Origin of the sequence: Arthrobacter sp. SW1, assembly GCF_001766675.1 — a bacterium.
Lineage (GTDB): Bacteria > Actinomycetota > Actinomycetes > Actinomycetales > Micrococcaceae > Arthrobacter.
The window spans coordinates 84,092-109,072 of the sequence record NZ_MJLT01000001.1; the positions used below are offsets into that span (position 1 = coordinate 84,092).

Consider the following 24,981-nt stretch of genomic DNA (forward strand, 5'->3'; position numbering starts at 1 on the left):
AAGTGGAGGAGATATGAAACAATAGCTTCAAAATGCACATCACTTCTTGGAGGCACACCTTGCCAGGCTTGAACCTCACACGCGCCGAAGCCGCAGAACGCGCGGAACTGCTCGCCGTCGAGTCCTATGACGTCGCACTCGACCTGACGAAGGGCGGAGAGGTCTTCGGCTCGACCACGGTCGTAAAGTTCTCCGCCACGGCAGGATCATCCACCTTCATCGATGCCATTACCCACAAGGTCTACAGCGTCACCCTGAACGGCGTGGAGCTGGACCCGTCGGAGGTCGCCGACGGCGTGCGCATCCAGTTGCCGGGCCTGGCCGCGGAGAACGAGCTCATCATCGTGGCGGATGCGCCTTACATGAACACCGGCGAAGGCCTGCACCGATTCGTGGATCCGGTGGACGGCGAAGTCTACCTCTACACCCAGTTCGAGGTCCCGGATTCCCGGCGCATGTTTGCCGTGTTCGAGCAGCCGGACCTGAAGGCGACGTTCCGTTTCACCGTCACCGCACCGTCGCACTGGGATGTCATCTCCAACTCCCCCACTCCGGAGCCGGTGGAAACCGCTCCCGGCGAAAACGGCGAGGCCCGCTCCGTGTGGACGTTCGCGCCCACCCCGCGGCTGTCTTCTTATGTGACTGCCCTGATCGCCGGGCCGTACCAGTCGGTGCGCAGCGAGGTCACCAGCTCCGACGGCCGCGTGATCCCGCTGGGCGTCTTCGCCCGCAAATCCCTCATGCAGTACCTCGACGCCGACAACATCTTCGAGCTCACCCGCCAGGGCTTTGAGTTCTTCGAGGCCCAGTTCGGCTTCCCGTACCCGTTCGAAAAGTACGACCAGCTCTTCGTCCCCGAGTTCAACGCCGGCGCGATGGAGAACGCCGGCGCCGTCACCATCCTGGAGGGCTACGTCTTCCGTGGAAAGGTGGCCGAGGCGCAGGTCGAGCGCCGCGCCATCACCGTACTGCACGAGTTGGCCCACATGTGGTTCGGCGACCTCGTCACCATGCGCTGGTGGAACGACCTCTGGCTCAACGAGTCCTTCGCCGAGTACATGTCCCACCTGGCCGCCGTCGAGAACACGGCCTTCGACCACGCCTGGACCACCTTCGCATCCATGGAGAAGTCCTGGGCATACCGCCAGGACCAGCTGCCCACCACGCACCCGATCTTCGCCGACATCAACGACCTGCAGGACGTGGAGGTGAACTTCGACGGCATCACTTACGCCAAGGGCGCGTCCGTGCTGCGCCAGCTGGTGGCCTGGGTGGGCCCGGAACAGTTCATGGCGGGCGTACGCGAATACTTCAAGAAGCACGCGTGGAAGAACACCGAGCTGTCCGACCTCATGGTCGAACTGGAGGCCGCCAGCGGCCGCGAACTGGACCAGTGGGGCAAGCTCTGGCTCGAGACCGCCGGAGTCAACACCCTCTCCCCCGAGATCGAAGTGGACGACGACGGCGTGATCACCTCGTTCTCGATCCGCCAGACCGCGATCGACGAGCAGCCCGTACTGCGCCCGCACCGCCTCGCGGTCGGCTTCTACGAGCTGTCCGGCGCCGGCAAGCTGGAACGGGTGCACCGCGAGGAACTCGACGTCGACGGCCCCGCCACCGAGGTCCCGGCGCTCCTTGGCAAGGAGCGGCCTGCCCTGATCCTGCTCAACGACGACGACCTTGCCTACGCCAAGGTCCGCCTCGACCCCGTGTCCCTGGCCACCGCGAAGGCACACCTGAAGGACTTCGCTTCCAGCCTGCCGCGCACCCTGGTATGGGGCTCGGCCTGGGATGCGGCCCGCGACGGGCAGACCCCGGCCCGCGGCTACGTGGACCTGATCCTGGCGAACATCGCCTCCGAGACCGACTCTTCGGTGCTCCTGGTCCAACTGCGCCAGCTGGCCACGACGCTGAACTTCTACGTGGCCGCCGAACACAAGGAGGCCACCGCCCAGGCGGCCGCGGACAAGCTCTGGGACCTGGCGTCCTCGGTTGCGGCCGGTTCCGACGCGCAGCTGCAGTTCGTGAAGTCCTTCGCCCTGCTGGCACGCAGCGCAGGACAGCTGGACACGGTCCAAGGCCTGCTCGACGGCACCCGTTCCCTGGATGGACTCACCGTGGACCAGGACCTGCGCTGGGAACTGCTCACCTCCCTGGTGGTCGGCGGCCGCGCGGACCAGGCCCGCATCGACGCCGAGCTGGAGCGCGACCACACCTCGAACGGCCAGAACGCCGCGGCCTTGGCCAAGGCCGCCCTCCCGACGCCCGAAGCGAAGGCCGCGGCCTGGGAGAAGATCGTGGTCACCGGCGAGCTGTCCAACGCGCTGCAGGGTTCCGCCGTCGCCGGTTTCACCCGGGTGCTGGACACCGCATTGCTGGAGCCGTACGCGGAAAAGTACTTTGAGGCCGTGCCGGAGATCTTCGCCAAGCGCACGCACGCCCTGGCACAGCAGATCATCGTGGGCCTGTACCCGGCCCAGCTGACGACGCAGGAGACCGTGGACCGCACGGACGCATTCCTGGCTTCCCTTCCTGAGGAAAGTGCGGCGCTGCGGCGCATGATTCTGGAAAACCGCGACGGCGTCGCCCGGGCCCTGCGCGCACGCGCAGCTGACGTCTAGCGGCGCACGCGCAGCTGATGTCTAGCGGCGCACGCGCAGCAAGCGTCTGAACCCTTGTGCCTCCCGTCCCGGTCTGCCGGAGCGGGAGGCACAGCCGTTTAGACTGTGCCCATGAGCCTGGACGAACACCGTTATGCCCTAACCGTCCGTTGGACCGGGAACCTCGGCGAAGGAACGTCGAGCTACCGGAGCTACTCGCGGGACCACGACGTCGAGATTCCCGGACTGCCGGTTCTCCAGGGGTCCTCGGATCCGACCTTCCGCGGCGACCCTTCACGCTACAACCCGGAGCAGCTGCTGCTCGCGGCGTTGTCACAGTGCCACATGCTGTCGTTCCTGCACGTGGCCGTCATGAACGGCGTGGTGGTGACCCGCTATGTTGACGAAGCCGAGGGGCTGATGAAGACCAACCGGGATGGCAGCGGCCAGTTCGAAAATGTCACGCTCAGGCCGCACGTCACCGTGGCAGACCCCGCGCATATCCCGCTCATGGCCGAGCTCCACCACAAGGCCAACCAGCTCTGCTTCATTGCCCGCAGCGTGAATTTCCCGGTGCTGCACGAACCGGTTACGCAGGCAGCAGGCTAGCCAGCAACCCCTTCTCGGTTTCCGGACGGAGCCCGGCCTTCCTGGGCCTATGGAGGCCCTTGGCGCGTTCGTCGTCCAGGGTGTCCCGCAAGGTGTCCTGCCAAGGCCGCAGGCTCATTCCACCGGCACGGGCGGCGGCGTTTGAGCGCGCCATGAAGCCTTCGTGTTCCGGAGGCAGCCACAACGGGAGCGAATCGTCGCCCGACCACGGCTGCACGCCGCGCTCCTCCAACCAACTGGTCGACGCAAGCACCGGGTCCGCTCCGGTACCGGCAAGTCCGCGGCACCCGCGGAGGTACTCCTCGAACGGCACTACCTCGCCGACGGCGTTGAAGGCTCCGGCGAGCTTCTTGGCAGCGGCGGCGAGGATCCACGCAGCCAGGTCCCGGACATCGATGACCTGGACGGGATCGGCCGGGATGTCCGGCACAAGCACGGGCCCATCTCCGCCGGCGAAGCGCGCCGGCCAGTATCCGTAGCGGTCGCTGCTGTCCCCGGGTCCGCTGATGAGCCCGGCACGCACGATGTGGGCTTTGCCGCCGAACGTGCCTTCCACGAGTTCCTCGATGGCGGACTTGGATTCTCCGTACGTTTCCGGCCCCGCGGCGGCGTCTTCCGGCAGGGGCGGCAGCAGCTCCGCGTCTTCGGCAGCACCGGGCTGGTCGTGCCGCGCGTAGACGGAACAGCTCGACACGAAGGTACAGTGGCCGGCGCGCTCCGCCAGGGCGGTGAGTGCGCCCTTGGCGTGCGCCGGATCCCGGGTGACGTCGACGACCGCGTCCCACCCGCCGTCGAGCGCTGAGTACGCCGCAACGCCGGCGGAACGGTCCGCCCGGACCCAGCGGACGCCGGACGGCGGCTCGGCCGAACTGCCGCGCGCGAGGCAGGTGACGTCGTGACCGGCGTCGACGGCCTGTCGGGCGATTTCGGCTGAGAGGAACGCGGTACCACCAAGAATCAGGATGCGCATGCGGCCACGCTACGGCGATAGGGTGGGTGGCGGACAGAGTGTTCAGCGCCCGGCGAACAGCCGGCGCCCATCAGAACTTTTGAGGAGCAGCCCTGCCAATGAATGCCACCACCCCCACCATCCAGGACGCAGCCGAAGAAGCCGCGAAAATCGACCTTGGAGCCATCCTCCTGACGGTCGGCATCGGGGTGGTGATCTGGATCGTGCTGCGCTTCGTCATCCTGCGCATCACCCGGCGCGTGGCTGAAGGAAGCGGCTTCTTCAGGAACGCTCCGTTCAAATGGGTCCAGCCGGCCTTCCGTGCCTTGGACCATGAACGCCGGGCGCAACGGGCGCACACCATCGGTTCACTGCTGACGAGCGTGGTGAGCGTCGTGGTGGCGGTAATCGTGATCATCTATGTCCTCAAGTTCCTTAACGTGGACATCGCGCCGCTGTTGACGAGCGTCGGCATCCTTGGTGTGGTGATCGGTTTCGGCGCCCAGCAGCTCATCCGTGACTTCCTGGCGGGCATCTTCATCACCATCGAGGACCAGTACGGAATCGGCGATGTGATCGTCACCGCCGAAGTGGTTGGTACGGTGGAATCCGTGGGGCTGAGGATCACCCGGCTCCGCGCCGAAGACGGCGCCATCTGGTACCTGCGCAACGGCGAGATCCTGCGCGTGGGCAACCGCTCCCAGGGCGATTACGTCCCGGCTGAAGACAAAGAGAACGGCAGCGGCGGTTCCGCTGAGGAGAAGTCCAGTGAGTGACACGGCAAACGGCCAGCAGTCCCCCGAAACCCCCGCAGGGGCGGCACCGCAGGCAGGCGGGCGGCCGCAGCTGATGCGCAACGACCCCTTCAGCCAGCCCGCCTACACCGACAGCTTCTATGAAGCTGTGGGCGGTCACGACACCTTCGTGAAGCTGATCGACGTCTTTTACGACGGCGTGGCCGGTGATCCGCTGTTGCGTCCCATGTACCCGGAGGAAGACCTCGGCCCGGCGAAGCGCCGTTTCCTGATGTTCCTGGAACAGTACTGGGGCGGCCCGACGACGTACAGCCAGGAACGCGGGCACCCGCGCCTGCGGATGCGGCATATGCCGTTCCGGGTCACCCCGGAGGCCAAGGACCGGTGGCTGTTCCACATGCGTACCGCCGTGGATGCGCTGGAGCTCTCGCCGCTGCATGAGGGCACGTTGTGGGATTACATGGAGCGGGCCGCGCTCACCATGGTGAACAGCCCCTCGCCGGCGCAGCCGTAACGTGGCTTGCTGACGGGTCCCGCTAACGGGCGATGCTCAGCCCCAGGCCCGCTCCGGCACGGACCAGGATGTGGCCGCGGCTGCCGCTGAGGCGGTACCAGTTTCCGTTCCTGAACAGTCGGTGCCCGCCGTCTCCCAGGAAGCCCAAGGCGAACGCCCCGAAGGCGGCACCGGCGGGAACGCCCTGCAGGCCGGGCATCTCCCGGCCCCAGACCGAGGCCCTGGCAGCGGCAACCATATGCGCACCGGCCTGTTCCGGAACAACCCGGGCCACCTCGGCAATGCCGGCCTCTGCGACCGAGGCCAGCTCGGCGTCGGACACTTCACCCAAGGGTGCCCAACCGCTGCGGGGCGCCCCGATACCAGCCCAGGACTCCGTGACGGTGGTTGGCGGGAGCGGAAGTTCGACGTCGTCCGTTCCGGAGCGCGCGAGGCGGTCCAACACGGAGGACAGGCTGACCGTCACGTCCGCCGCGGCTTCTTCAGCGAGTGCGCTCGTGCGCAGTCCGAGGATGGTCGGGGTGTCGTCGCCCAGGGCACGGGGCCGCAGGACGCACACGTACGCCGCCAAAACGGTGCCGGCCGCCTGAAGCCGCACGGCGCCGTCGTCGATGCTCTTGGCACGCGTGACATAGGTGCGCAGGTCCGCGAGGTCGCGGGGATCGGCGAAACGAAGGGAACCGGTCAGTACATCAGCCACAGCAACGACTCTACCGGCATGTCCGCCGCCGGGTAGAGTCGGATCATGACTGATGCGCACGCCGGCCTGGTGGATCAGGCCGTTCCCGAGGACCCCACGGCCACCCTCATCGAGTTGCTTTCGCTGGCCGACTTTGACGGCGCCCGCACGGATGAGGACATCTTCCTGGGGCCGTCGCAGAAGCAACCGCGGCATCGGGTGTTCGGCGGGCAGGTGCTGGCGCAGTCGCTGATCGCCGGAATGCGCACGGTGGATGGAGACAGGCCGGTGCATTCAATGCACGGGTACTTCCTGCGGCCCGGCGATGCCAACCAGCCGATCACCTTCGGCGTGCAGCGCCTGCGGGACGGCCGCTCCTTCTCCGCGCGCCGGGTCCACGCCTACCAGAACGGCCAGCCGATCCTCTCGATGATCGCCTCGTTCCAGACCGAGGCCGAGGGTGTGGACCACCAGTCCGCCATGCCGGAAGGCATCCCGGACCCGGAGAGCCTGCCGAGCACCGCAGACCTGCTCCGCAAGTACGACCACCCGATGGCCCGCCACATGTCCTTCGAGCGGCCCTTTGACGTACGGCATGTGGATTCGGCCCTGTACACCGAAGCACCCAAGGAGCATGTGGCGCGGAACGCGGTCTGGATGAAGACACTCGGACCCATGCCCGACGATGCCGACTTCCACCGGGCCGCCCTCGCTTTCGCCAGCGACTACACCATCCTGGAGCCGATCCTGCGCCGCAACGGGTTGAGCTGGATGACTCCCGGAATGAGCGTGGCGAGCCTGGACCACGCGATGTGGTGGCACCGCCCGGCCCGGGTGGATGAATGGCTGCTTTACGTCCAGGAATCCCCCAGCGCCCAGGGCGCGCGCGGCCTCTCCACCGGAAAGATCTTCAGCCGCGACGGCGTGCATGTTGCCACGGTGGCGCAGGAAGGGATGCTGCGGCTGCCCGAATAGGAGCACTGGCCTGCATTCCGGCGGAAGCCGTGCAGCCGAACGGACGTGGCGGAGGCAAAACAGAAGGCCGGCCCCCTTGCGGGACCGGCCTTCCGTTGGTGCGGCGCTGTTAGTCGCGGGTCAGCTTGCGGTGCGTGACCCGGTGCGGCTTGGCGGCGTCGGGGCCAAGCCGTTCGATCTTGTTCTCTTCATAGGACTCGAAGTTGCCCTCGAACCAGTACCACTTGGAGGGGTTCTCCTCGTCGCCTTCGTAGGCGAGGATGTGGGTGGCCACGCGGTCCAGGAACCAACGGTCGTGGGAAACCACCACGGCGCAGCCCGGGAAGTCGAGCAGGGCGTTTTCGAGGCTGCTCAGGGTTTCGACGTCGAGGTCGTTGGTGGGCTCGTCAAGGAGCAGCAGATTGCCGCCCTGCTTCAGGGTCAGCGCCAGGTTCAGGCGGTTGCGCTCACCACCAGAGAGCACCCCGGCTTTCTTCTGCTGGTCCGGGCCCTTGAAGCCGAACGCCGACACGTAGGCGCGCGAAGGCATTTCGACCTGGCCGACCTGAATGTGGTCCAGGCCGTCGGAGACAACCTCCCACAGGGTCTTGTTGGGGTCGATGCCGCCGCGGGACTGGTCAACGTAGGAGATCTTGACGGACTCGCCGACCTTCAGCTCGCCGCCGTCCAGGGGCTCAAGGCCGACGATGGTCTTGAACAGGGTGGACTTGCCCACACCGTTGGGACCGATCACGCCGACGATGCCGTTGCGCGGCAGCGAGAAGGAGAGGTCTTCGATGAGCACGCGGTCGTCGAAGCCCTTCTTGAGGCCGGTGGCTTCGATGACCATGTTGCCCAGGCGCGGTCCCGGCGGGATCTGGATCTCTTCGAAATCAAGCTTCCTGGTGCGCTCCGCCTCTGCAGCCATTTCTTCGTAGCGTGCCAGACGGGCCTTGGACTTGGTCTGGCGGCCCTTGGCGTTGGAGCGGACCCACTCGAGTTCCTCGCTGAGGCGCTTGGCGAGCTTGGCGTCCTTCTTGCCCTGGACCTCAAGGCGGGCGCGCTTCTTCTCGAGGTAGGTGGAGTAGTTGCCTTCGTACGGGTACAGGCGGCCGCGGTCCACTTCACAGATCCATTCCGCGACGTGGTCGAGGAAGTACCGGTCGTGGGTGATGGCGAGGACGGCGCCGGGGTAGCTGGAGAGGTGCTGTTCGAGCCAGAGAACGCTTTCGGCGTCGAGGTGGTTGGTGGGTTCGTCGAGCAGCAGCAGGTCCGGCTTCTGCAGCAGGAGCTTGCAGAGTGCGACGCGGCGGCGCTCACCACCGGACAGGACGGTGACATCGGCATCGCCGGGCGGGCAGCGCAGTGCATCCATGGCCTGTTCCAGCTGGGAGTCGATGTCCCAGGCGTCGGCGGCGTCGATGGCTTCCTGCAGCTTGCCCATTTCCTCGAGCAGGGTGTCGTAGTCCGCGTCGGGGTTGGCCATTTCTTCGGAGATCTCGTTGAAGCGCTGGATCTTGCCGTAGATTTCGCCGACGCCCTCCTGGACGTTGCCCAGGACGGTCTTTTCCTCGTTCAGGGGCGGCTCCTGCAGGAGGATGCCCACGGAGTAGCCGGGGCTAAGGCGTGCTTCGCCGTTGGACGGGGTGTCGAGCCCCGCCATGATCTTCAGGATTGTGGACTTACCGGCACCGTTCGGGCCGACGACGCCGATCTTGGCGCCGGGGTAGAACGACATGCTGACATCGTCCAGGATAAGTTTGTCGCCAACGGCCTTGCGGGCCTTGGTCATCGTGTAAATGAATTCCGCCATGCCGTTAAATCTAATGGGTGGCAGGGCAGAACTCACATTCGGAGCAGCGGGCTGCGGTGCTAGCGCACATCTCCTACGAAGCATTTCCCGTCGGCCAGCAACGGCAGCACTGTCACCGAGGCGCGACCGTTACGGATCTCACCCACGATGCACTCTTTTCCCGAGCTGACCGCGGCTTCGACGGCGTCGACCTCCAGGCCGGTGGGGGTCTTGCTGGCGGAAACTTCGACGGCGTCCTCCGGGATCCCGGCTGCCACCAGGCCGTTCCGCAGGGCTTCCTGCTGCGGCCTGTTGCCCGCCGCCTTAAGCGCCGCTTCCATGGCTCCTTTGAGCCGGGTGGTTTCCGGTGCCTCAGCTGATGCGGACGGAGTACCGGACGCCGTCGATCCAGCGGACGACGCCGTAGGTCCGTCAGCCGTGACGTGGCCCCCGGGAAGCGGTTCAGGTGCAGAGCAGGCCGAGACAGCAACGAACAGGACAGTTGCAGCTGCCGTCATCATGGCAGCGCGCCACCGCCGGAAGGGGGCCGTGCGCTTGCTCTCATGGTTCACCCGGCCAATTCTGCCATGCGGGCTCCGCAGACTTTCGAGCTGCGGGCCCGCCGGCCCGGAAAACCATCAGCAACCCGCCACCTCATGCAGAGGCGTCCAGGAGCTCCCCGGTCTCCGAGTCCACCAGGGCGGGCTCGCCGTCCTCCCCGGTGAGCACTTCGAGCGCAGTGCCGCTTCCGCCGGCTTCATCGTCCACGGGCGGCTCCTCCACCTCGCCACCGCCGGATTCACCTGTGCCGTGCTCCGCCGCGGCCTGCTGGCCTGAATTGCTTGCCATCCGGGTGAAGTTCGCCGACCCCCACATGAGGTCATGGCCCACGGATTCCGCGTCGATTTCCGCTACATGGTAGATGCGGCCGTCCCGTTCCCACTGGCGGAGCCTCAGCTTGCCCAGGACGATGACCCGCTGGCCCTTCTTGATGCTGCAGCCCACGTGCCCGGCGAGGTGCCTGAAGCTTTGGACAGTGAACCAGTTTGTATTGCCATCGGTCCACGTGTTGCTGACGCGGTCGAAGCGGCGTTCCGTGGAACCCATCCTGAAGGACGCCGTGGCAATGCCCCCGGGCGTGGTGGAAGTCTTGACCTCCGAGGCAACGAAGCCGCGGACTGTGATGATGTCGTTCATGGTGCGTCCTAACGTAGTTGTGGCTTGCCTTTGCGGCATTCCCAGCATCACGTCCGGCACCAGCCTGGAACAGCTCCGAATCCTCCTATGTGGACATCCCCGCGCGAACCGCGTCTGTGGAGGAGAAGTCCCCGCGGAAAGCACGACACCCCCGGTCCGAGGACCGGGGGTGTCGTCGATGTCCCGAGACATCACAAAAGCGCCCCGGGAGGGAATCGAACCCCCGACCAAGAGATTAGAAGGCTCCTGCTCTATCCTCTGAGCTACCGAGGCACGCTCCGCGGGGGTGTATTCCCCGCGGCGACATCACGAGTTTACCCTGCTCAGGAGAACGTCAGCGGCTCCGCCGTTTCGAGCATCGACTTCAGGCTGGATACCACGCCAGGCCAACCATCGGTGATGCCGGCCAGCACCGCACTGCCCGGTTCGAACCCGGAGTGGGTGACGGTGAGCTTGACCATTCCGTCCATGGCTTCGATGTCGAAGGCCACCTGGGACCGCGGTTCGGCAGCCATCGCGGCCACCTCCTCGTCCGCCGCGCCGACAGCGCGCCCGAACTCCGGTGTGACGGTGTGCCAGGTGAAGCCCAGCTTGCGCGGAGCTTCGGACACCAGCACCTGCTGTTCCGGATCCGCAATGGTCACTCCGGCCACCTCCCAGGTGATGCTCGATCCCTGCGTCCAGTCCGAGCGGAGCGCCACGCCCCAGTAACGTTCGGTGGACTCCGGTTCCGTCAGGGCCTGCCACAACTGTTCCGGTGACGTTCTGATATAGCTGACGTAAACAAACTGCGGTCCCGTGATGGTGGTTCCTGCTTCCATACCCTGCACTCCCTGTCTCCGGCTACGTTCAGTTAAAGAGCTCCATCGGAGCATCTGCGTCACGCACTATCCTGTCAAGCCCCGCAGCTGCGCCGTTAGACTCGCTGCCATGGAGCAGGAAGCAGGCGCCCTCGTCGTGCGCCCCGCGCAATGGCCCGAGGTGGAAGAGCTTTTCGGCGAACGGGGCGAACCCGCCCGGTGCTGGTGCCGCTGGTTCAAAGTCACGGGAAAGGCCTGGGACGAGACGCCCCGCGAAGAGTTGCGGGAGCAGCTGAAGAAATCGTTCGACGCCGGCCCGGAGCCGGGCGTGATCGCCCTCCGCGACGGGACCCCGGTGGGCTGGTGCGCGGTCGAGCCCCGGCAATGCTATCCGCGCATCGAGCGTTCTCAGGTGCTCCGTTCCGCGGGCAAAGCGGTCGCAGACGGCGACGGCGTCTGGTCGGTAAGTTGCTTCGTTGTCGCCCCGGGGCAACGGCGGAGCGGTATCGCAGGGCAACTGCTGGCCGCCGCCGTCGAACATGCCTTCGCGCACGGTGCCAGGATCGTCGAAGGCTACCCGGTAGACCCCGCGTTGCGGCCCAAAGCCGGATCGTCAGACCTGTACCACGGCACCGTTTCCATCTTTACCCGAGCGGGCTTCGAGCCGATGCCCAGCGCCGTCCCGGGGCGGGCAGTGATGCGCCTGCAGCGCCCGCTATCCAAGGCCGGCAGCTAGGGCAGCGTCAGGATCAGCGGACCGTCGGCGGTAATCGCAACGGTGTGCTCGCTGTGTGCGGCCCGGCGGCCGTTGGCGGAGCGCAGGGTCCATTCGTCGTCGTCGTGATAGTAATCCCCGTTGCCCCCGTGGATGAGCATCGGCTCAATGGCGATCACCAGGCCTTCCACCAGCTTGACCCCCCCGTCCAGGCCTGCCCATGTTGGGCACGTGGGGTTCGGCGTGCATGGTGCGGCCGATGCCGTGGCCGCCGTGGTCGGCCAGGATCCCGTAGCCGGCGCGGCTGGCTTGTCCCCCGATCGCGTAGGCGAGGTCGCCCATTTTGTTGCCGATGCGCGCTGCCTCGATGCCCCTCGCGAGGGCCGCGTCCGTGGCTTCAATCAGTGCGGTGTCCGCGGGATCCGCGGTGCCGACGACGAAACTCACCGCCGCGTCGCCGCACCAGCCCTCCACAAAGGCACCGCAGTCCACGCTGAGCAGGTCGCCGTCCCGGAGCACGTATTCGTTCGGGATACCGTGGACCACGGCGTCGTTGACGCTGGTGCAGATCACGCCGGGAAAGGGCGACGACGCCCAGCGCGGGTGGTAGCCGAGGAAGGCGGGAACGGCTCCGGCTTTGCGGATTTGCTCGGCCGCGACGCCGTCGAGCTCTTTCAAGCTGATCCCCACGGCGGCATGTTCCCTGACTGCCGAGAGCGCCGAAGCGACTACCCGGCCGGCCTCGCGCATCAGAGCGATTTCCTCCGCACTCTTCACCATCGACATCTTCCGGCCTCCGTCTTTCCAAGGTGCATTTCCCTGCAACCCTACGTCGCCCTGCCGGGCTTGTCCCGGCCTACAGTGGACCCATGCACAAGCAGGCGCTCATCGACAGCATCCGCTCGTCCCTGCGGGCCGCCGCCGATCCGGAACGTGCCCGCTCGGCGCAGGCCTACATGAAATCGGACATGCCGTCCTTGGGCGTGCCGGTTCCCACGGTACGGAAGATCGCCAAGGAGGCCGCCAAGGCAAGCCCTTTCGCCTCTGCCGAGGAACTGCGGGACACCGTGCTGCGCTTGTGGCGCGACGCCGGGGCCCGGGAGGAACGCTATGCGGCCATCGACCTCACGGCGGAACGACCGGTGGCGCATGATCTCCGGATGGTCCCCGTGTACGAAGAGTTCATCCGCACCGGCGCCTGGTGGGACCTGGTGGACGGGGTCGCACCGCGGATCCGGGAACTGCTGCTGGCGCATCCGGACCGGATGGCGGAACTGCTGTTGGGCTGGGCGTCCGAAGGCGACATGTGGGTCAGGCGCGCGGCCATCACCTCCCAGCTGGGGGCCAAAGCCCGCACCAATACCTCGCTGCTTACGGCGGTGATCCTGCCCAACCTTGATGACGACGGGTTCTTCATCCGGAAAGCGATCGGCTGGGCGCTGCGGGAGTACGGCAAGCACAATCCGGGCTGGGTGGCAGCCTTCGCCGAGGAATACAGGGAGCGGCTCAGCCCGCTCTCCTACCGGGAAGCGGTGCGCCGCCTGCCGGCGGCAACATAGCCGCTCCGGACGGGCCGCCGCTAGATGACAGTGTTCGTAACGGGCTGGTCCCGGCGGCTGAACAACTGCTTGGTGCGCGGATCCAGGAAGATCAGGTACAACGCGAACAGCAGCGCGATGATCGCCGCAGCGTTCCGCGCCAGGGCCAAGGCCAGGCCGACGTCTCCGCTCTGCAGGTACGGGAACACTTCCAACTGGTCGGAGATCGCGTAGACCATGAAGAAGGACACCACGAAGTAGAGGGTCTTGACCTGCCAGTCGTTCCGGATGCCGGTCACCGCAAACAGCGGGATCAGCCACACCACGTACCAGGACTGGATCATCGGAGCCAGCAGCACGATCGCCGCGAACGCAAGGGTCAGGCGACGCATGACGCGGTCATGGCTGCCCCGGAATACCTGCCAGGCGACAATTCCCACGGCAAGTACCTTGCCGGCGTCGTACACCCACTTCGCAACGCCCCACCCGTCAAGGCCGAACACGTTCACGATCGAGGCGACAATCAGGCCGAGCAGCCCCACCGGGGCGTACCAGATCCACACGCTGCCAGGGGCGGACAGACCCTTGATCCAGCCGAAACCGAAGCCGTTGACCGCGCCCAGCGCGTAGAGGATCCCGAGCGCGAGGCCCGCCGTCAGGCCCCAGAACAGGAACTTGCGCGGCCAGCTGGCACCCTTGCCCGCCCAGAGCAGGCCGATGAACGGCAGGAAGACCACCGTGATCGGCTTGACCGAAATTGACAGGGTCACCAGCACGATGCCCAGGATCACGCGGCGGGTTGCGCAATAGTACAGACCCGCCAGGGCGAGTCCGATCATCAGTGCGTCGTTGTGCACGCTGGCGATGAAGTTGGTGAGGAAGAGCGGATTTGCGGCGGTGAGCCAGAGGGCGCGGTGCGGGTTCACTCCGTGCAGTTCGGCCAGCTTGGGGACGTAGATGACGCAGAGGACAATCCCGACGGCGGCCGCCACCCTGAAGAGCATGACGCTCGCCTCGGGCTGGACGTTCGTCACCCACACCACGAATTGTTCGATCCACAGGAAGAACTGCCCGTACGGGACCGGGGCTTCGGTCCACATCTTGTCGGCGCCGAGCTGGAAATAGTTCGGGAGCGCGGAAATGCCGTTCTCGTAGGGGTTGATGCCTTCGACCATCAGGCGGCCCTGGCCGATGTACGCGTACACGTCGCGGCTGAACAGCGGAACGGTGAACATCATGGGCAGGCCCCAGGCGAGGATCGCCTGCAGCGTCGCCTTGCGGGCTTCCTGGCCCCAGACCCGTACCCGCTGGCCCAGCCGCAGCCACGCACGCACCAGGAGCATGCCGCCCACCGAGAGCAGCACGATCGAAAGGGCAACCCCGACAGCCTCGGTGCGCATCCAGATGAACAACGGCAAGCGGCGGAGTTCGGACACCGGGGCCAGCCAGCCCACGCCCAGGGAACCGAAAACGAGGAACATCGAACCGACGAAGCCTGCGATCAGCGGCGAGCGTGCGTTGTCCACTTCCGGCAGGTTTCCTGCATCGGACGGCGTCCGGTCGTCCTTGCTGGCAGCAGGTACAGGCGCCGTCATTGTCAGAAATGTCCAATCGTTTGCCGGGCAGGTTCAGGACGCGCCCGTTGGCCGTTCGCGTAGGGGTGGAAGCAGGGCGGAAACCAGCCTCTGCCGTGCTCGAAATCGTATCACCGGCGCCGTACGGGGCGCCTGAACTGTAGGCTGGGCGGGTGCCTATTACTAATGAACGCATCGTGTGGATCGACTGCGAAATGACCGGCCTGGATCTCGAAAAGGACGCCCTGATCGAGGTGGCCGCGCTGGTGACCGACTCAGAGCTGAACATCCTGGGCGAGGGCGTGGATGTGGTCATCAAGCCCGACGACGCAGCCTTGGAACAGATGAACGACTTCGTGCGCGACATGCATACGCGCTCCAAGCTCCTCGACGAGCTGCCGCACGGGAAGACCATGGCAGAGGCCGAGGCGCTCATCCTGGAATACATCGAAGCCTGGGTCCCGGACCCGAAGAAGGCCCCGCTCGGCGGCAACTCGGTGGGCACCGACCGCACCTTCCTCGCGCGCGACATGCCAAACGTCATCGAGCACCTCCACTACCGGGTGATCGACGTCAGCACCATCAAGGAACTGTCCCGCCGCTGGTTCCCGCGCGCCTATTTCCAGGCGCCCGCCAAGCACGGCGGCCACCGCGCCCTGGGGGACATCAAGGACTCCATCGATGAACTGCGCTACTACCGGGAAGCAGTCTTCGTGCCCGCCCCGGGCCCGGACACCGCCACCGCGCAGAAAATCTCACGTCGGATTTCGGGCACCGCCGAAGAGGCCACCCCGGTGTGATCTGCGTTACCTTTGGGGGAATTTTCCCCGAAACGGCAAAAAGTGGCATCGCGGCCGCCAAACACGATGTATAGTTTTTGTCGTTGCCTTCGCAGGCGGCGGGTCATTCCGCTGCTCATAAGGCACATGGTGGGCGTAGCTCAGTTGGCAGAGCGCCTGGTTGTGGTCCAGGAGGTCGCGGGTTCAACCCCCGTCGCTCACCCGCAGAAGGCTGGTAGTTGGTACCGGTCAGCCAAAGGCCGCACTGGTTTCCAGTGCGGCCTTTGTTTTATTTCCGCTACCACCACGCAGCAAGGAAGAACCAGCCGACATGACCGTCCTGCCCATCACCATCTGGGGCGAGCCCGTCCTCCACCGCCGGGCCAGCGAAGTCGAGGTTTTCGACGACGAACTGCGGACCCTGATCGCGGACATGTTCGAAACCAACGAGGCCGCGAACGGCGTTGGGCTGGCCGCACCGCAGGTAGGCGTCGGCAAACGGCTCTTCATCTTCAAATACGCCAATGACGACGACGCTCCCGACGAAGGCGTCGTGGTGAATCCGGTCCTGACCCTGTCCAAGATTTCCGGCGCCCTGCCCGACCCGGACGAACACGTTGAAGGCTGCCTCTCCTTCCCCGGCGAGCACTACCCCCTGCAGCGTGCCGAGTGGGCACGGGTCCAGGGCTTCGACGGTGACGGTAACCCGGTGGACTTCGTGGCAACCGGATGGTTCGCCCGCGTCATGCAGCACGAGTTCGACCACCTGGACGGCAAGCTCTACGTGAACAAGCTGGTGGACCGCTACTCCAAGAAGGCAATGAAGCAGGCAAAGAAGCATGGTTGGGGCGTCCCTGGCCTGACGTGGATGCCCGGCGTCGATCCCGATCCTTTCGGGCACTGAGGGGCGGCCCAAGCGATGGCCCCCGTGGACCGCACCGCCCTGCTTGAGCTCCTGGACATCCAGGGCGATGACGCACGCGAATGCGCTGCGCTGCTCTCCACGCCGGCGAATGACCACGTGCTCGCGGCAATGGCGGCACTCCGCACCCGCCTCGGCACGTTCACTGCGCAGCCCGCATCCGTGGAAGGTTGCACCGAAACCGACTGGATCGAAGCGTTGCTGCGCTTCGCACCGGCCGCTGCGGAGTACCAGCGCTCGCTCGGCATCCCCGCGGAGCTGACAGCCGCGGCCCTCGCCGACATGGGACTGCAGCTCCGGATCAACCGCCGCGTCCACGGCCGCTTCGGCCTCGATACCTGGGGCTGGCTTACCCTCCATATGGCCGGCAACATGTTCCGGCTGGGTCGCCTGCAGTACCACCTGGTCCGCAGCGAAGGCGGCGAACCACCGGCTCCCGACGGCGAATGGATCACCGGCCTGCATATCCCCGAGGACGGCGGGCTCTCCCCCGCCGCGGTCGATGAAAGCCTCGCATTCGCCCGCGCATTCTTAGGCCGCCACTTCCCGGACAAGCCCGTGCGGTTCGCCACCTGCGATTCCTGGATGCTGGACCCTTATCTTTCCGAACGTCTTCCGGACAGCAACATCGCCGCCTTCGCCCGCCGCTTCACCGTGCACCGGTGTTCCGACGCGGCCAGCGACGCCGTCTACTTCACCTTCCGCACCCGCGACATGGCCAACCTTGCACAGCTGCCGCGGGAGACCTCCCTGCAGCGGGTGGTCCTTGAACGGATCGACGACGGCGGCACCTGGCAGCTGGGGCACGGTTACCTGGAGCTTCCCGCGGCGCAGTAGCGGGAAGCTCCCCGCCTGAGCGGTCCCGCTTGCTGCGCCGTTCCGGGCCGCCGCCTACGGCCGGATGGTCTGCTGCCCCGGGCAGCTGGCGAGCACCCGTTTCATGGCCTCCTTCTCCGCAGACGTGACCCACAGCCGGTAGGCGGCCTTCACGGAGATCTGGCGTGCAACGTAGTGGCAGCGGAACTTCTTGTTTGCCGGCAGCCAGGTGGCGGCGTCTCCGGCGCCCTTCTTGACATTGGCCGGACCGTCCACGGCGATGAGGTTCAGGGGATCGTTGGCGAAGGTGCTGCGCTGCGTTGCCGTGAGCTGCTTGGCACCCTTCTGCCAGGCATCACCCAGTGCCACGACGTGGTCGATCTGGACGGCCTTGCTGCTTTCCGGGCCCCGCTCGAATTCCACAGGCTTGCCGACGTAGGGCTCCGCGAGGGAACCCCCGGCGACTTTGCATTTGGAGCCCTTGCTGAAACGAAGTTGTGTGAGGTCACGGCGGAGGATGTCGTTGCGGGTGTCGCAACCGTTCCGGTCCGCGTCCAGCCAGGCCTGGCCGAAGCTGGAACGATCGTAGTCGTCTTTGCCTGCCCGGCCTTTGACGGCGAGGGTTTCCAAGGCTTCAGCCGCGGTGCCGGCGGGAACGGGGGCCACGGACCGGACCGGCTTCATCCAGCGGTAATCAGCGACCGGTGCCGAATCCGGACCTGAAACTGCGGTTTCCGCGACGGCGAACTGCCCGTTGGTGAAGAACCACGCTACGCCGCCGATCACTGCGGCCAGCGCCAAAGCCAGCACGGCCCAGGCTTGGCGGGAACGGCGTCGGGCACGCCGGTAGGCGGTCCAGGTGGTGCTCAAGGGAAAGTCCTTTCGATACGGATTCAGTCCCTCGAGCCTAGGTCAGGCGACCGACATTATTTGCGGTATCCACAGTGTGGAGGAGCACACGGCAAGCGCCGGGCGGGCCGGCCGCCGGTTAAAAGGCAAGGGCCGCCGTCGGGGGCTATTGCTCCCGGGCGACCCGTTTCAGATCTTCGTCGGCGACTGCCAGCAGCGATTCCAGCTGGGAAACCCGCTCTGCGGAAACGTCGCCGCTCGCATGGGCGGCCCGGGCTTCGTCCAGCAGGCGCTTGGCTTCCTTCTGGTTTGCCCTGGCGACGTCCAGCGCGTGTTCAAGGGTGGTGTCGTGGACCAGGATCTCTTCGCGTTCCATGCGTCCATTGTGCTCAGCTTTCCCGGCCGATTCCAGAGAACCGGCCGGGAAAGCAAGCTTCCTGAAACAGGATCAGACAGTAGCGCCTGCGAGGGCGGCGTCCGCGGGGGCGCCCTGCGCCGGGAAGAACGGCGGGTTGACGCCGGCCATTTCCTCCATCACACGGACAACCTGGCAGCTGTAGCCGAATTCGTTGTCGTACCAGACGTAGACCACGAGGTTCTTGTCGTTGGCGATGGTGGCCAGGCCGTCAACGATGCCCGCACGGCGGGAACCCACGAAGTCGGTGGAGACAACTTCAGGCGAATCGATGTAGTCGATCTGCTTCCGCAGCCCGGAGTGCAGCGACATTTCGCGCAGGTAGGTGTTCACCTCGTCCTTGGTGGTGCCCTTCTCCAGGTTGAGGTTCAGGATGGCCATGGAGACGTCCGGGGTGGGAACGCGGATGGCGTTGCCCGTGAGCTTGCCCTGCAGTTCGGGAAGGGCCTTGGCCACGGCCTTCGCTGCGCCGGTTTCGGTGATGACCATGTTGAGCGCGGCCGAACGTCCACGGCGGTCGCCCTTGTGGAAGTTGTCGATCAGGTTCTGGTCGTTGGTGAAGGAGTGCACGGTTTCCACGTGCCCGTGGATGACGCCGAACTTGTCGTTGAGGGCCTTGAGCACGGGAGTGATGGCGTTGGTGGTGCAGGAGGCGGCGGTGACGATGGTGTCGCTGTCCTGGATGTCCGTGTGGTTGATGCCATGGACGATGTTCTTGAGATCGCCCTTGCCCGGTGCCGTGAGGAGCACGCGGGCAACGCCCTTGCTCTGCAGGTGCTGGGACAGGCCCTCGGCGTCACGCCAGCGGCCGGTGTTGTCCACCACCAGGGCGTCCTTGATGCCGTAAGCGGTGTAGTCGATGGTGGCGGGGTTGTCCGAGTAGATCACCTGGATCTGCACGCCGTTGGCCGTGATGGTGTTGGCTTCCTCGTCCACGCGGATGGTGCCCTCGAAGGAACCATGCACGGAGTCGCGGCGCAGCAGGCTGGCGCGCTTGGCAAGGTCGTTTTCGGCACCCTTGCGGACGACGATGGCGCGCAGGCGCAGGCCGTGCCCGCCGCCGGCCTTTTCGATGAGGAGGCGGGCCAGCAGGCGGCCGATGCGGCCGAAACCGTAGAGGACGACGTCGGTGCTGGTGCGGTCATCTGCGCCGCGGCGGCCCACGATGGCCGCCAGTTCTTCGCGCAGGAAGCTGTCCAGGGAGGTTCCGGGAGCCTGGGCCTTGAACTTCTCGTTGAGGAGGGCGATGTCGATGGCAGCGGCGCCAAGCTCAAGGCCGGCGAGGGCGTTCAGCAGCGGCGCGGTCTCTTCCAGCGGCAGCTCTGCGTTGCTCATCCGGCGGGCGAAGCGGTGCGCCTTCAGGATGTTCATGGAGGACTTGTTGATGAGGCTGCGGCCGTGGATGCTGGTCACCACGTTGTTTTCACGGTACAAACGGCCGATGACCGGGATCATGGCTTCGGCGAGCGCCTCGCGGCCCATCCACGAATCAAGACAAGAATCAGACGACTGGGTCACAGAACTACCTTCCTAGGGTCAACCGCGCACGTCTTCGTGCGCAGATGGCGGCCGCCCGGAGTAATCCTGCGGCACAGGCATCGCAGGGGCTTCGGTCCGCCCCGGATGCCACGATTGATCGCAAAGAAAAACCGCCGGCTGCGAACGCAGTACCGGCGGGGAACTTCAGCGTTCACCATCCATTCTAGGGTCTGGCAGGCACGCGAGGCGCGCCCGGAACCGTGAATTCACTCACATGACTGAAGCGGTTTCCGCGGTCATGTTCGGGGAAACGGCCCCTTGCGTGGGACGGGGCAGCCGATACGCCGGGTTCTGTCATTCCGGGCCGTTGCCGGCCGGGAAGAGGCGACCATCCATCTACGGACGCCGTTGCCGGCGCCCTCCAGCGGCCTACCCGGACACTCGGGCGGGCAGCCCTCGAACGTGTCCTGTCTGGCCTTGCTCCGGGTGGGGTTTACCTAGCCTTCCCGGTCACCCGGGAAGCTGGTGGTCTCTTACACCACCGTTTCACCCTTACCTGTGTTCCGCGTAAACGCGGAGCACGGCGGTCTGTTTTCTGTGGCACTGGCCTGCGGGTTACCCCGAGTGGGCGTTACCCACCACCCTGCCCTGTGGAGCCCGGACGTTCCTCGAGCCACTTGCGTGGCGCGCGGTCGCCTGGCTGCCCCGTCCGCATTCCATTCTAGCCGTGCCGGAGGCCGGGTCCTGCCGCCCCGCCAGGCACCGGTACTATCGACGGGTGCTGATTCTCCTCCCGCCCTCCGAAGGCAAGACTCCCGCGGCCAAGGGTCCCGCCGTCGACTGGGAGGCACTGAGCTTCCCGGACCTCAACAGCTACCGCGCCAAAGTGCTGGACGCCCTGGGACTGGTCAGCGCGCATGAGGACGCACTCGCCTTGCTGGGTGTCGGAGCCTCCTTGAAAGACGACGTCGAACGCAATACCCGCCTGCACGCCGAACCTGCGGCCCCGGCCTATGAACTGTACTCGGGCGTGCTGTACGACGCCCTTGGCTATAAGAGCCTTACTCCCGCCCAGCGCCGGAAGGCCACCGAGTCGGTCCTCGTGATCTCCGCCCTGTGGGGCGCGCTCAGCTTCGGTGACCGGGTGCCCGCCTACCGCCTGTCCATGGGAACTGCATTGCCCGACGTCGGACGGCTGGCTTCCTTCTGGAAGCCGCAGCTGACGGCGGCACTCGCCGCGCGGAGCGAGGGCGAACTGTTGGTGGACTGCCGCTCAAGCACCTATGCAGCGGCGTGGACTCCCCCACCGGCGCAGACCGTGACGGTGAACGTCTTCACGGAGGCGAACGGCAAGCGCACGGTGGTCAGCCATTTCGCCAAGCACACACGGGGCGAGCTGGCCAGGCACCTGCTCAGCCGGCGCGGCAAGGCTCCGGCCACCCCTGAGCAGTTGCTCAAGGCGGCACAGGAACGCTGGGCGGCCGAACTCGTCGAAGGAACGGCCCGGAAAGCCCACGCGCTGAACGTCATCCTGCCCGGTTAGCCGGCGCTCAAAGCCAGGAGCTCCGGCTAAATCAGGAACTCAGTTCCATTCCGGAGAGCGGACCAGGATGCAGCCCGAGTCCGGGCAGAAGACGATATCGTCCTCGGCAGCGGCCTTGACCTCGGCGAGGTCGGCGGGGCTCAGGGTCATTCCCGAGCCTTCGGACTTGCCGTGGAACAGCCTCGCGGCACCGATTCCGCGCTTGGCCCGGGTCTTTTCGTAGATGTCCAGGGCCACGGGATCCACGCCTGCGACAAAGGCTTCGCGTTCCGCCCGGACCTGTTCCTCTTCCGCGGCTATCTCCGCGATGGCGGCGTCCAGTTCGGCGCGGATGCCGGCGAAGGAACCCTGGATGTCGTCGACGATCTGCTGCTGTGCCGCCTGCTTTTCGCGCAGTCCGTCCAGCCGTTCAAGGATTTCGAGTTCCACGTCTTCCAGGTCGGAGCGGCGGCGGTTCAAGGACGCGATATCGCTTTGCAGGGCCACCAGGTCCTTGGACAGGCCGGTCCCGCTGTTGAGCCTCGCCTCGTCCCGCTCGATGCGGCCCGCCACTTGTTCCACGTCCGCCTCGGCCCGTCGCAGCTCGGCCTCGGCGTCGTGGACGGCGAGCTTGGCGGTACCGAGCGCGCTGTTGGCCACGGCCAGGGCGTCCTCAAGGTCGGTGATCCGCGGGTCTTTCTCGAGCACGCCGCGCCGCTTCGCCAGGGACGTCAGCTTCGCGTCCAGCGCCTGCACATCGAGCAACTTCATCTGTTCCGCCGGCGCTGCCTTGGCCACGTCCACCTCCGCTTGATCGTGCCGCAATCCCGTCCGGATCCGGCCGGGCCCCGGCACTCGCCCTGGACCCGTCTTTGAACCGACTCTAGCGCCTCATCCGTAGCGCGGACGTTACTCCCCGCCGGGGGTGAGGATGAAGTCCCACGGATCGCTGTTGGTTCCGGCCACCCGGATCTCGACCTCATGCCCCTGGTCTGCGAGGACATTGCCCAACGCTTCGGCCGCGGCGGGCAGCCACAGCCATTCGCTCGCGAAGTGCGAGACGTCGATCAGGTACGGCCGCCCGTTGATGGCCGCCTCGCGCGCTTCCGACGCCGGATGGTGCCGGAGATCGGCCGTCACGTAGACATCGGCCTGGCTCGCGCGGACGGCGTCGAACAGGCTGTCTCCCGCCCCGCCGCAGACGGCGACCCTGCGGATGAGGGCGTCGCGGTCACCGGCCACCCGTACGCCGCCTGCGACGGCGGGCAGGGTTTCGAAGACGCGGGCCGCGAAATCGCCAAGCGTCATGAGGCCGGGGAGCTCGCCGACGCGGCCGATGCCTTCCTCGGGAAGGCCTTGTGCCGCAGGAGTCAACGGGACTACGTTGTCCAGGCCGAAGGCATCGGCCAGGACATCGGATACGCCGCCGACGGCGGAGTCCCCGTTGGTGTGCACGGTCAGGAGCGCCGTGCCCGATTCGATCAGGCGATGGACGGCCAGGCCTTTCGCCGTGGTCGCCGCCACGGAATTGACGCCGCGAAGCAGCAGCGGGTGGTGGGTCACCAGCAGTTGGGCACCCCAGGCAATGGCTTCCTCAATGGTTTCCAACGTGGGGTCCACCGCCAGCATCACCTTGCTGACGGGCGCCTCCGGGCGTCCCGCCACCAGGCCCACCTCGTCCCAGTTCTCGGCCAGTGACTCCGGCCAGAGTTCCTCGACCGCGAGCAGCACCTCTGCGAGCGTCGGGGATCCCGGTCCGCCTGCCTCCGGCTCGTCGTCGGACTCCCGGTCTTCCACAATGTCCTCGTCCGGCACAATGTCTCCGTCCGGCACAATGTTTCCGTCCGACCCGGCGCCTTCGGCGGCGTCTGCCACGGCGGTGTTCACAGCTTCCATGGGAGATATTCTTGCGCATCCGGCGCCGTCATACTTCCGTAAGGCCCCGCCGGGAATCTTCCAGCCGCTCCGGCCATTGAACAGGGCATGAAAACTTTCGTACTTGGCGGCGGCTGCTTCTGGTGCCTGGATGCCGTCTACCAGAAGACCCAGGGCGTCTCCTCGGTGGTGTCCGGCTATGCCGGCGGCCACGTCCGCAATCCCGGTTACTACGAGGTGTGCTCCGGAACCACGGGCCACGCGGAGGTCGTGGCCGTGACCTTCGATGAAACGGTGATCCCGGAAGACGTCATCCTGGACATGTTCTTCGCCCTCCACGATCCGACCACCCTCAACCGCCAGGGCTACGACGTGGGCACGCAGTACCGCTCCGTCATGTTCTATTCCACCCAGGAAGAAAAGGACCTGTTCGAAAAAGCGATCGCGCGGAACCAGCCCCTGTGGTCCAACAAGATCGTCACGGAAATCAGCCGGCTTCCGGAATTCCATGAGGCCGAGGAAATCCACCAGAACTATTACGCCAAATTCCCGGAGCAGGGCTACTGCCAGGTGATCATCAATCCGAAGCTCGCGAAGGCCCGGAAATATTACTCTGCGTGGCTCCGCGCGTAGCAGGGCCCCGTAACGCTGGTTAGGCTGACCACAGCATTTCCCTCTTCAGAGAACAGGCATGAATACATGGCACGGATCTACGACGACGTCACCCAGCTGATCGGCGGCACCCCCCTGGTCCGCCTCAACCGGCTTACCAAGGACCTTGAGGCCACGGTGGCAGTCAAGCTCGAGTTCTACAACCCCGCCAACAGCGTCAAGGACCGCATCGGCGTTGCCATCATCGATGCAGCCGAGAAGTCCGGTGCACTGAAGCCGGGCGGCACCATCGTTGAAGGCACCTCGGGCAACACCGGCATCGCGCTGGCCCTGGTGGGTGCGGCCCGCGGCTACAAGGTCATCCTGACCATGCCTGAGACCATGTCCACCGAACGCCGCGTCATGCTGCGTGCCTACGGTGCCGAAATCGTGCTGACCCCGGGTTCCGAGGGCATGCGCGGCGCCGTCGAAAAAGCCCAGGAAATCGTCGCCAACACCGAGAACTCCATCTGGGCGCAGCAGTTCGCCAACCCGGCCAACCCGGAGATCCACCGCAACACCACGGCCGAGGAAATCTGGGCCGACACCGACGGCAAAGTGGACATCTTCGTGGGCGGCATCGGCACCGGCGGAACGGTCACCGGCGTCGGACAGGTCCTCAAGGAACGCAAACCCGAGGTCCAGATCGTGGCCATTGAGCCCAAGGACTCCCCCATCCTGAACGGCGGCGCACCCGGCCCGCACAAGATCCAGGGCATTGGCGCCAACTTCATCCCCGAGGTCCTGGACACCAACGTCTACGACGAGGTGCTGGACGCAACCCTGGAAGACTCCGTAGCCACCGCGCGCGCACTGGGCACCCAGGAAGGCATCCTCGGCGGCATTTCCGCCGGCGCCGCCGTCTGGGGCGCACTTGAGCTGGCCAAGCGCCCGGAGAACAAGGGCAAGCTGATCGTGGCGGTTGTTCCGGACTTCGGCGAGCGTTACATCTCCACCGTCCTCTTTGACGATATCCGCGGCTGATCCAGCACCGCGT

The 24,981-nt window shown here is 66.0% G+C and carries 25 protein-coding genes, 2 tRNA genes, 1 other RNA gene and 1 pseudogene; 14 read left to right on the plus strand and 15 right to left on the minus strand.

Annotated elements, in window-relative coordinates; all coding sequences use genetic code 11:
* Nucleotides 1-32 precede the first annotated feature (32 nt).
* Nucleotides 33-2,621, plus strand: coding sequence for an aminopeptidase N (gene pepN, locus BIU82_RS00435; protein ID WP_074466386.1), 2,589 nt, complete (start codon nt 33-35; stop codon nt 2,619-2,621).
* Between the two features lie 111 nt (nt 2,622-2,732).
* Complete coding sequence (locus BIU82_RS00440) at nt 2,733-3,209, plus strand: OsmC family protein (RefSeq protein WP_070347502.1); 477 nt, start codon at nt 2,733-2,735, stop codon at nt 3,207-3,209.
* Here BIU82_RS00440 and BIU82_RS00445 read toward each other — a convergent pair.
* A complete protein-coding gene (locus BIU82_RS00445) occupies nt 3,190-4,179 on the minus strand; it encodes an NAD-dependent epimerase/dehydratase family protein (protein ID WP_070347503.1) in 990 nt (329 codons plus the stop codon). The genes BIU82_RS00440 and BIU82_RS00445 overlap by 20 nt on opposite strands.
* A 98-nt stretch (nt 4,180-4,277) precedes the next feature.
* Here BIU82_RS00445 and BIU82_RS00450 point away from each other — a divergent pair, with 98 nt between their 5' ends.
* Both BIU82_RS00450 and BIU82_RS00455 read left to right on the plus strand, forming a co-directional pair.
* Entirely contained in the window at nt 4,278-4,934 is a 657-nt protein-coding gene (locus BIU82_RS00450) for a mechanosensitive ion channel domain-containing protein (RefSeq protein WP_070347504.1), read from the plus strand.
* Between the two features lie 73 nt (nt 4,935-5,007).
* Entirely contained in the window at nt 5,008-5,427 is a 420-nt protein-coding gene (locus tag BIU82_RS00455; RefSeq protein WP_139146469.1) for a globin, read from the plus strand.
* A gap of 22 nt (nt 5,428-5,449) precedes the next feature.
* On the opposite strand, the gene BIU82_RS00460 is transcribed toward BIU82_RS00455, so the two are convergent.
* On the minus strand, nt 5,450-6,127 hold the full coding sequence (locus BIU82_RS00460; protein WP_070347506.1) for a hypothetical protein: 678 nt from the start codon (nt 6,125-6,127) through the stop codon (nt 5,450-5,452).
* A 45-nt stretch (nt 6,128-6,172) separates the two neighbouring features.
* Here BIU82_RS00460 and BIU82_RS00465 point away from each other — a divergent pair, with 45 nt between their 5' ends.
* Entirely contained in the window at nt 6,173-7,081 is a 909-nt protein-coding gene (locus BIU82_RS00465; RefSeq protein WP_070347507.1) for an acyl-CoA thioesterase II, read from the plus strand.
* A 109-nt stretch (nt 7,082-7,190) separates the two neighbouring features.
* Here BIU82_RS00465 and ettA read toward each other — a convergent pair whose 3' ends face one another.
* The 5 genes from ettA to BIU82_RS00490 form a co-directional block, all read right to left on the minus strand.
* Nucleotides 7,191-8,873, minus strand: coding sequence for an energy-dependent translational throttle protein EttA (gene ettA / locus BIU82_RS00470; RefSeq protein ID WP_070347508.1), 1,683 nt, complete (start codon nt 8,871-8,873; stop codon nt 7,191-7,193).
* Between the two features lie 59 nt (nt 8,874-8,932).
* On the minus strand, nt 8,933-9,424 hold the full coding sequence (locus tag BIU82_RS20090; RefSeq protein WP_253182626.1) for a hypothetical protein: 492 nt from the start codon (nt 9,422-9,424) through the stop codon (nt 8,933-8,935).
* An 82-nt stretch (nt 9,425-9,506) separates the two neighbouring features.
* Nucleotides 9,507-10,049: a single-stranded DNA-binding protein gene (locus BIU82_RS00480; RefSeq protein WP_070347510.1), complete on the minus strand. Its 543-nt coding sequence runs from the start codon at nt 10,047-10,049 to the stop codon at nt 9,507-9,509.
* A 200-nt stretch (nt 10,050-10,249) separates the two neighbouring features.
* Nucleotides 10,250-10,322 (minus strand) — tRNA-Arg (locus BIU82_RS00485).
* Between the two features lie 50 nt (nt 10,323-10,372).
* Nucleotides 10,373-10,870 carry an SRPBCC family protein gene (locus BIU82_RS00490; protein WP_070347511.1) on the minus strand — a complete coding sequence of 166 codons (498 nt, stop codon included), beginning with the start codon at nt 10,868-10,870 and terminating at the stop codon, nt 10,373-10,375.
* Between the two features lie 109 nt (nt 10,871-10,979).
* On the opposite strand from BIU82_RS00490, the gene BIU82_RS00495 reads away from it, so the two are divergent.
* On the plus strand, nt 10,980-11,585 hold the full coding sequence (locus tag BIU82_RS00495; RefSeq protein WP_070347512.1) for a GNAT family N-acetyltransferase: 606 nt from the start codon (nt 10,980-10,982) through the stop codon (nt 11,583-11,585).
* Here the strand turns inward: BIU82_RS00495 and map are convergent.
* Nucleotides 11,582-12,350 (minus strand): annotated as a pseudogene (gene map / locus BIU82_RS00500) (type I methionyl aminopeptidase). The gene BIU82_RS00495 and the pseudogene map sit on opposite strands and share 4 nt — an antisense overlap.
* Before the next feature lie 83 nt (nt 12,351-12,433).
* On the opposite strand from map, the gene BIU82_RS00505 reads away from it, so the two are divergent.
* Nucleotides 12,434-13,123 carry a DNA alkylation repair protein gene (locus tag BIU82_RS00505; protein WP_070347513.1) on the plus strand — a complete coding sequence of 230 codons (690 nt, stop codon included), beginning with the start codon at nt 12,434-12,436 and terminating at the stop codon, nt 13,121-13,123.
* A gap of 20 nt (nt 13,124-13,143) precedes the next feature.
* Here the strand turns inward: BIU82_RS00505 and mptB are convergent, their stop codons facing one another.
* Nucleotides 13,144-14,697 (minus strand): polyprenol phosphomannose-dependent alpha 1,6 mannosyltransferase MptB, encoded by a 1,554-nt coding sequence (gene mptB, locus BIU82_RS00510; protein WP_171906459.1) that lies wholly within the window; start codon nt 14,695-14,697, stop codon nt 13,144-13,146.
* 152 nt (nt 14,698-14,849) lie between these two features.
* Here mptB and orn point away from each other — a divergent pair, with 152 nt between their 5' ends.
* The 4 genes from orn (at nt 14,850) to BIU82_RS00530 (ending at nt 17,214) form a co-directional block, all read left to right on the plus strand.
* The gene (orn, locus tag BIU82_RS00515) at nt 14,850-15,476 is read left to right on the plus strand and encodes an oligoribonuclease (protein WP_074466387.1); all 627 of its coding nucleotides are present in this window, start codon (nt 14,850-14,852) and stop codon (nt 15,474-15,476) included.
* Between the two features lie 129 nt (nt 15,477-15,605).
* Nucleotides 15,606-15,678 (plus strand) — tRNA-His (locus BIU82_RS00520).
* A 108-nt stretch (nt 15,679-15,786) separates the two neighbouring features.
* Nucleotides 15,787-16,359, plus strand: coding sequence for a peptide deformylase (def, locus tag BIU82_RS00525; protein ID WP_070347514.1), 573 nt, complete (start codon nt 15,787-15,789; stop codon nt 16,357-16,359).
* 15 nt (nt 16,360-16,374) lie between these two features.
* A complete protein-coding gene (locus BIU82_RS00530; RefSeq protein WP_070347515.1) occupies nt 16,375-17,214 on the plus strand; it encodes an acyltransferase domain-containing protein in 840 nt (279 codons plus the stop codon).
* A 54-nt stretch (nt 17,215-17,268) separates the two neighbouring features.
* Here BIU82_RS00530 and BIU82_RS00535 read toward each other — a convergent pair whose 3' ends face one another.
* The 4 genes from BIU82_RS00535 to rnpB all read right to left on the minus strand — a co-directional run bounded on the left by BIU82_RS00535 (nt 17,269) and on the right by rnpB (nt 20,644).
* On the minus strand, nt 17,269-18,063 hold the full coding sequence (locus BIU82_RS00535; RefSeq protein ID WP_070347516.1) for an HNH endonuclease family protein: 795 nt from the start codon (nt 18,061-18,063) through the stop codon (nt 17,269-17,271).
* Nucleotides 18,064-18,208: 145 nt separating this feature from the next.
* Entirely contained in the window at nt 18,209-18,418 is a 210-nt protein-coding gene (locus BIU82_RS00540) for a hypothetical protein (protein ID WP_070347517.1), read from the minus strand.
* Nucleotides 18,419-18,490: 72 nt separating this feature from the next.
* Nucleotides 18,491-19,975 carry a glyceraldehyde-3-phosphate dehydrogenase gene (locus BIU82_RS00545; protein ID WP_074466388.1) on the minus strand — a complete coding sequence of 495 codons (1,485 nt, stop codon included), beginning with the start codon at nt 19,973-19,975 and terminating at the stop codon, nt 18,491-18,493.
* Nucleotides 19,976-20,260: 285 nt separating this feature from the next.
* Nucleotides 20,261-20,644, minus strand: an RNA gene (rnpB, locus tag BIU82_RS00550) — RNase P RNA component class A.
* 70 nt (nt 20,645-20,714) lie between these two features.
* Here rnpB and BIU82_RS00555 point away from each other — a divergent pair.
* Entirely contained in the window at nt 20,715-21,479 is a 765-nt protein-coding gene (locus tag BIU82_RS00555) for a peroxide stress protein YaaA (protein ID WP_070347519.1), read from the plus strand.
* 39 nt (nt 21,480-21,518) lie between these two features.
* Here BIU82_RS00555 and BIU82_RS00560 read toward each other — a convergent pair whose 3' ends face one another.
* Nucleotides 21,519-22,256, minus strand: coding sequence for a C4-type zinc ribbon domain-containing protein (locus tag BIU82_RS00560; protein ID WP_070347959.1), 738 nt, complete (start codon nt 22,254-22,256; stop codon nt 21,519-21,521).
* Between the two features lie 111 nt (nt 22,257-22,367).
* Complete coding sequence (locus BIU82_RS00565; protein WP_083292126.1) at nt 22,368-23,354, minus strand: Nif3-like dinuclear metal center hexameric protein; 987 nt, start codon at nt 23,352-23,354, stop codon at nt 22,368-22,370.
* An 87-nt stretch (nt 23,355-23,441) separates the two neighbouring features.
* Between BIU82_RS00565 and msrA the strand changes: the two genes are divergently transcribed.
* Both msrA and cysK read left to right on the plus strand, forming a co-directional pair.
* Nucleotides 23,442-23,966 (plus strand): peptide-methionine (S)-S-oxide reductase MsrA, encoded by a 525-nt coding sequence (gene msrA / locus BIU82_RS00570; RefSeq protein ID WP_070347520.1) that lies wholly within the window; start codon nt 23,442-23,444, stop codon nt 23,964-23,966.
* Between the two features lie 66 nt (nt 23,967-24,032).
* Nucleotides 24,033-24,968: a cysteine synthase A gene (gene cysK, locus BIU82_RS00575; protein WP_070347521.1), complete on the plus strand. Its 936-nt coding sequence runs from the start codon at nt 24,033-24,035 to the stop codon at nt 24,966-24,968.
* Nucleotides 24,969-24,981 lie beyond the last annotated feature (13 nt).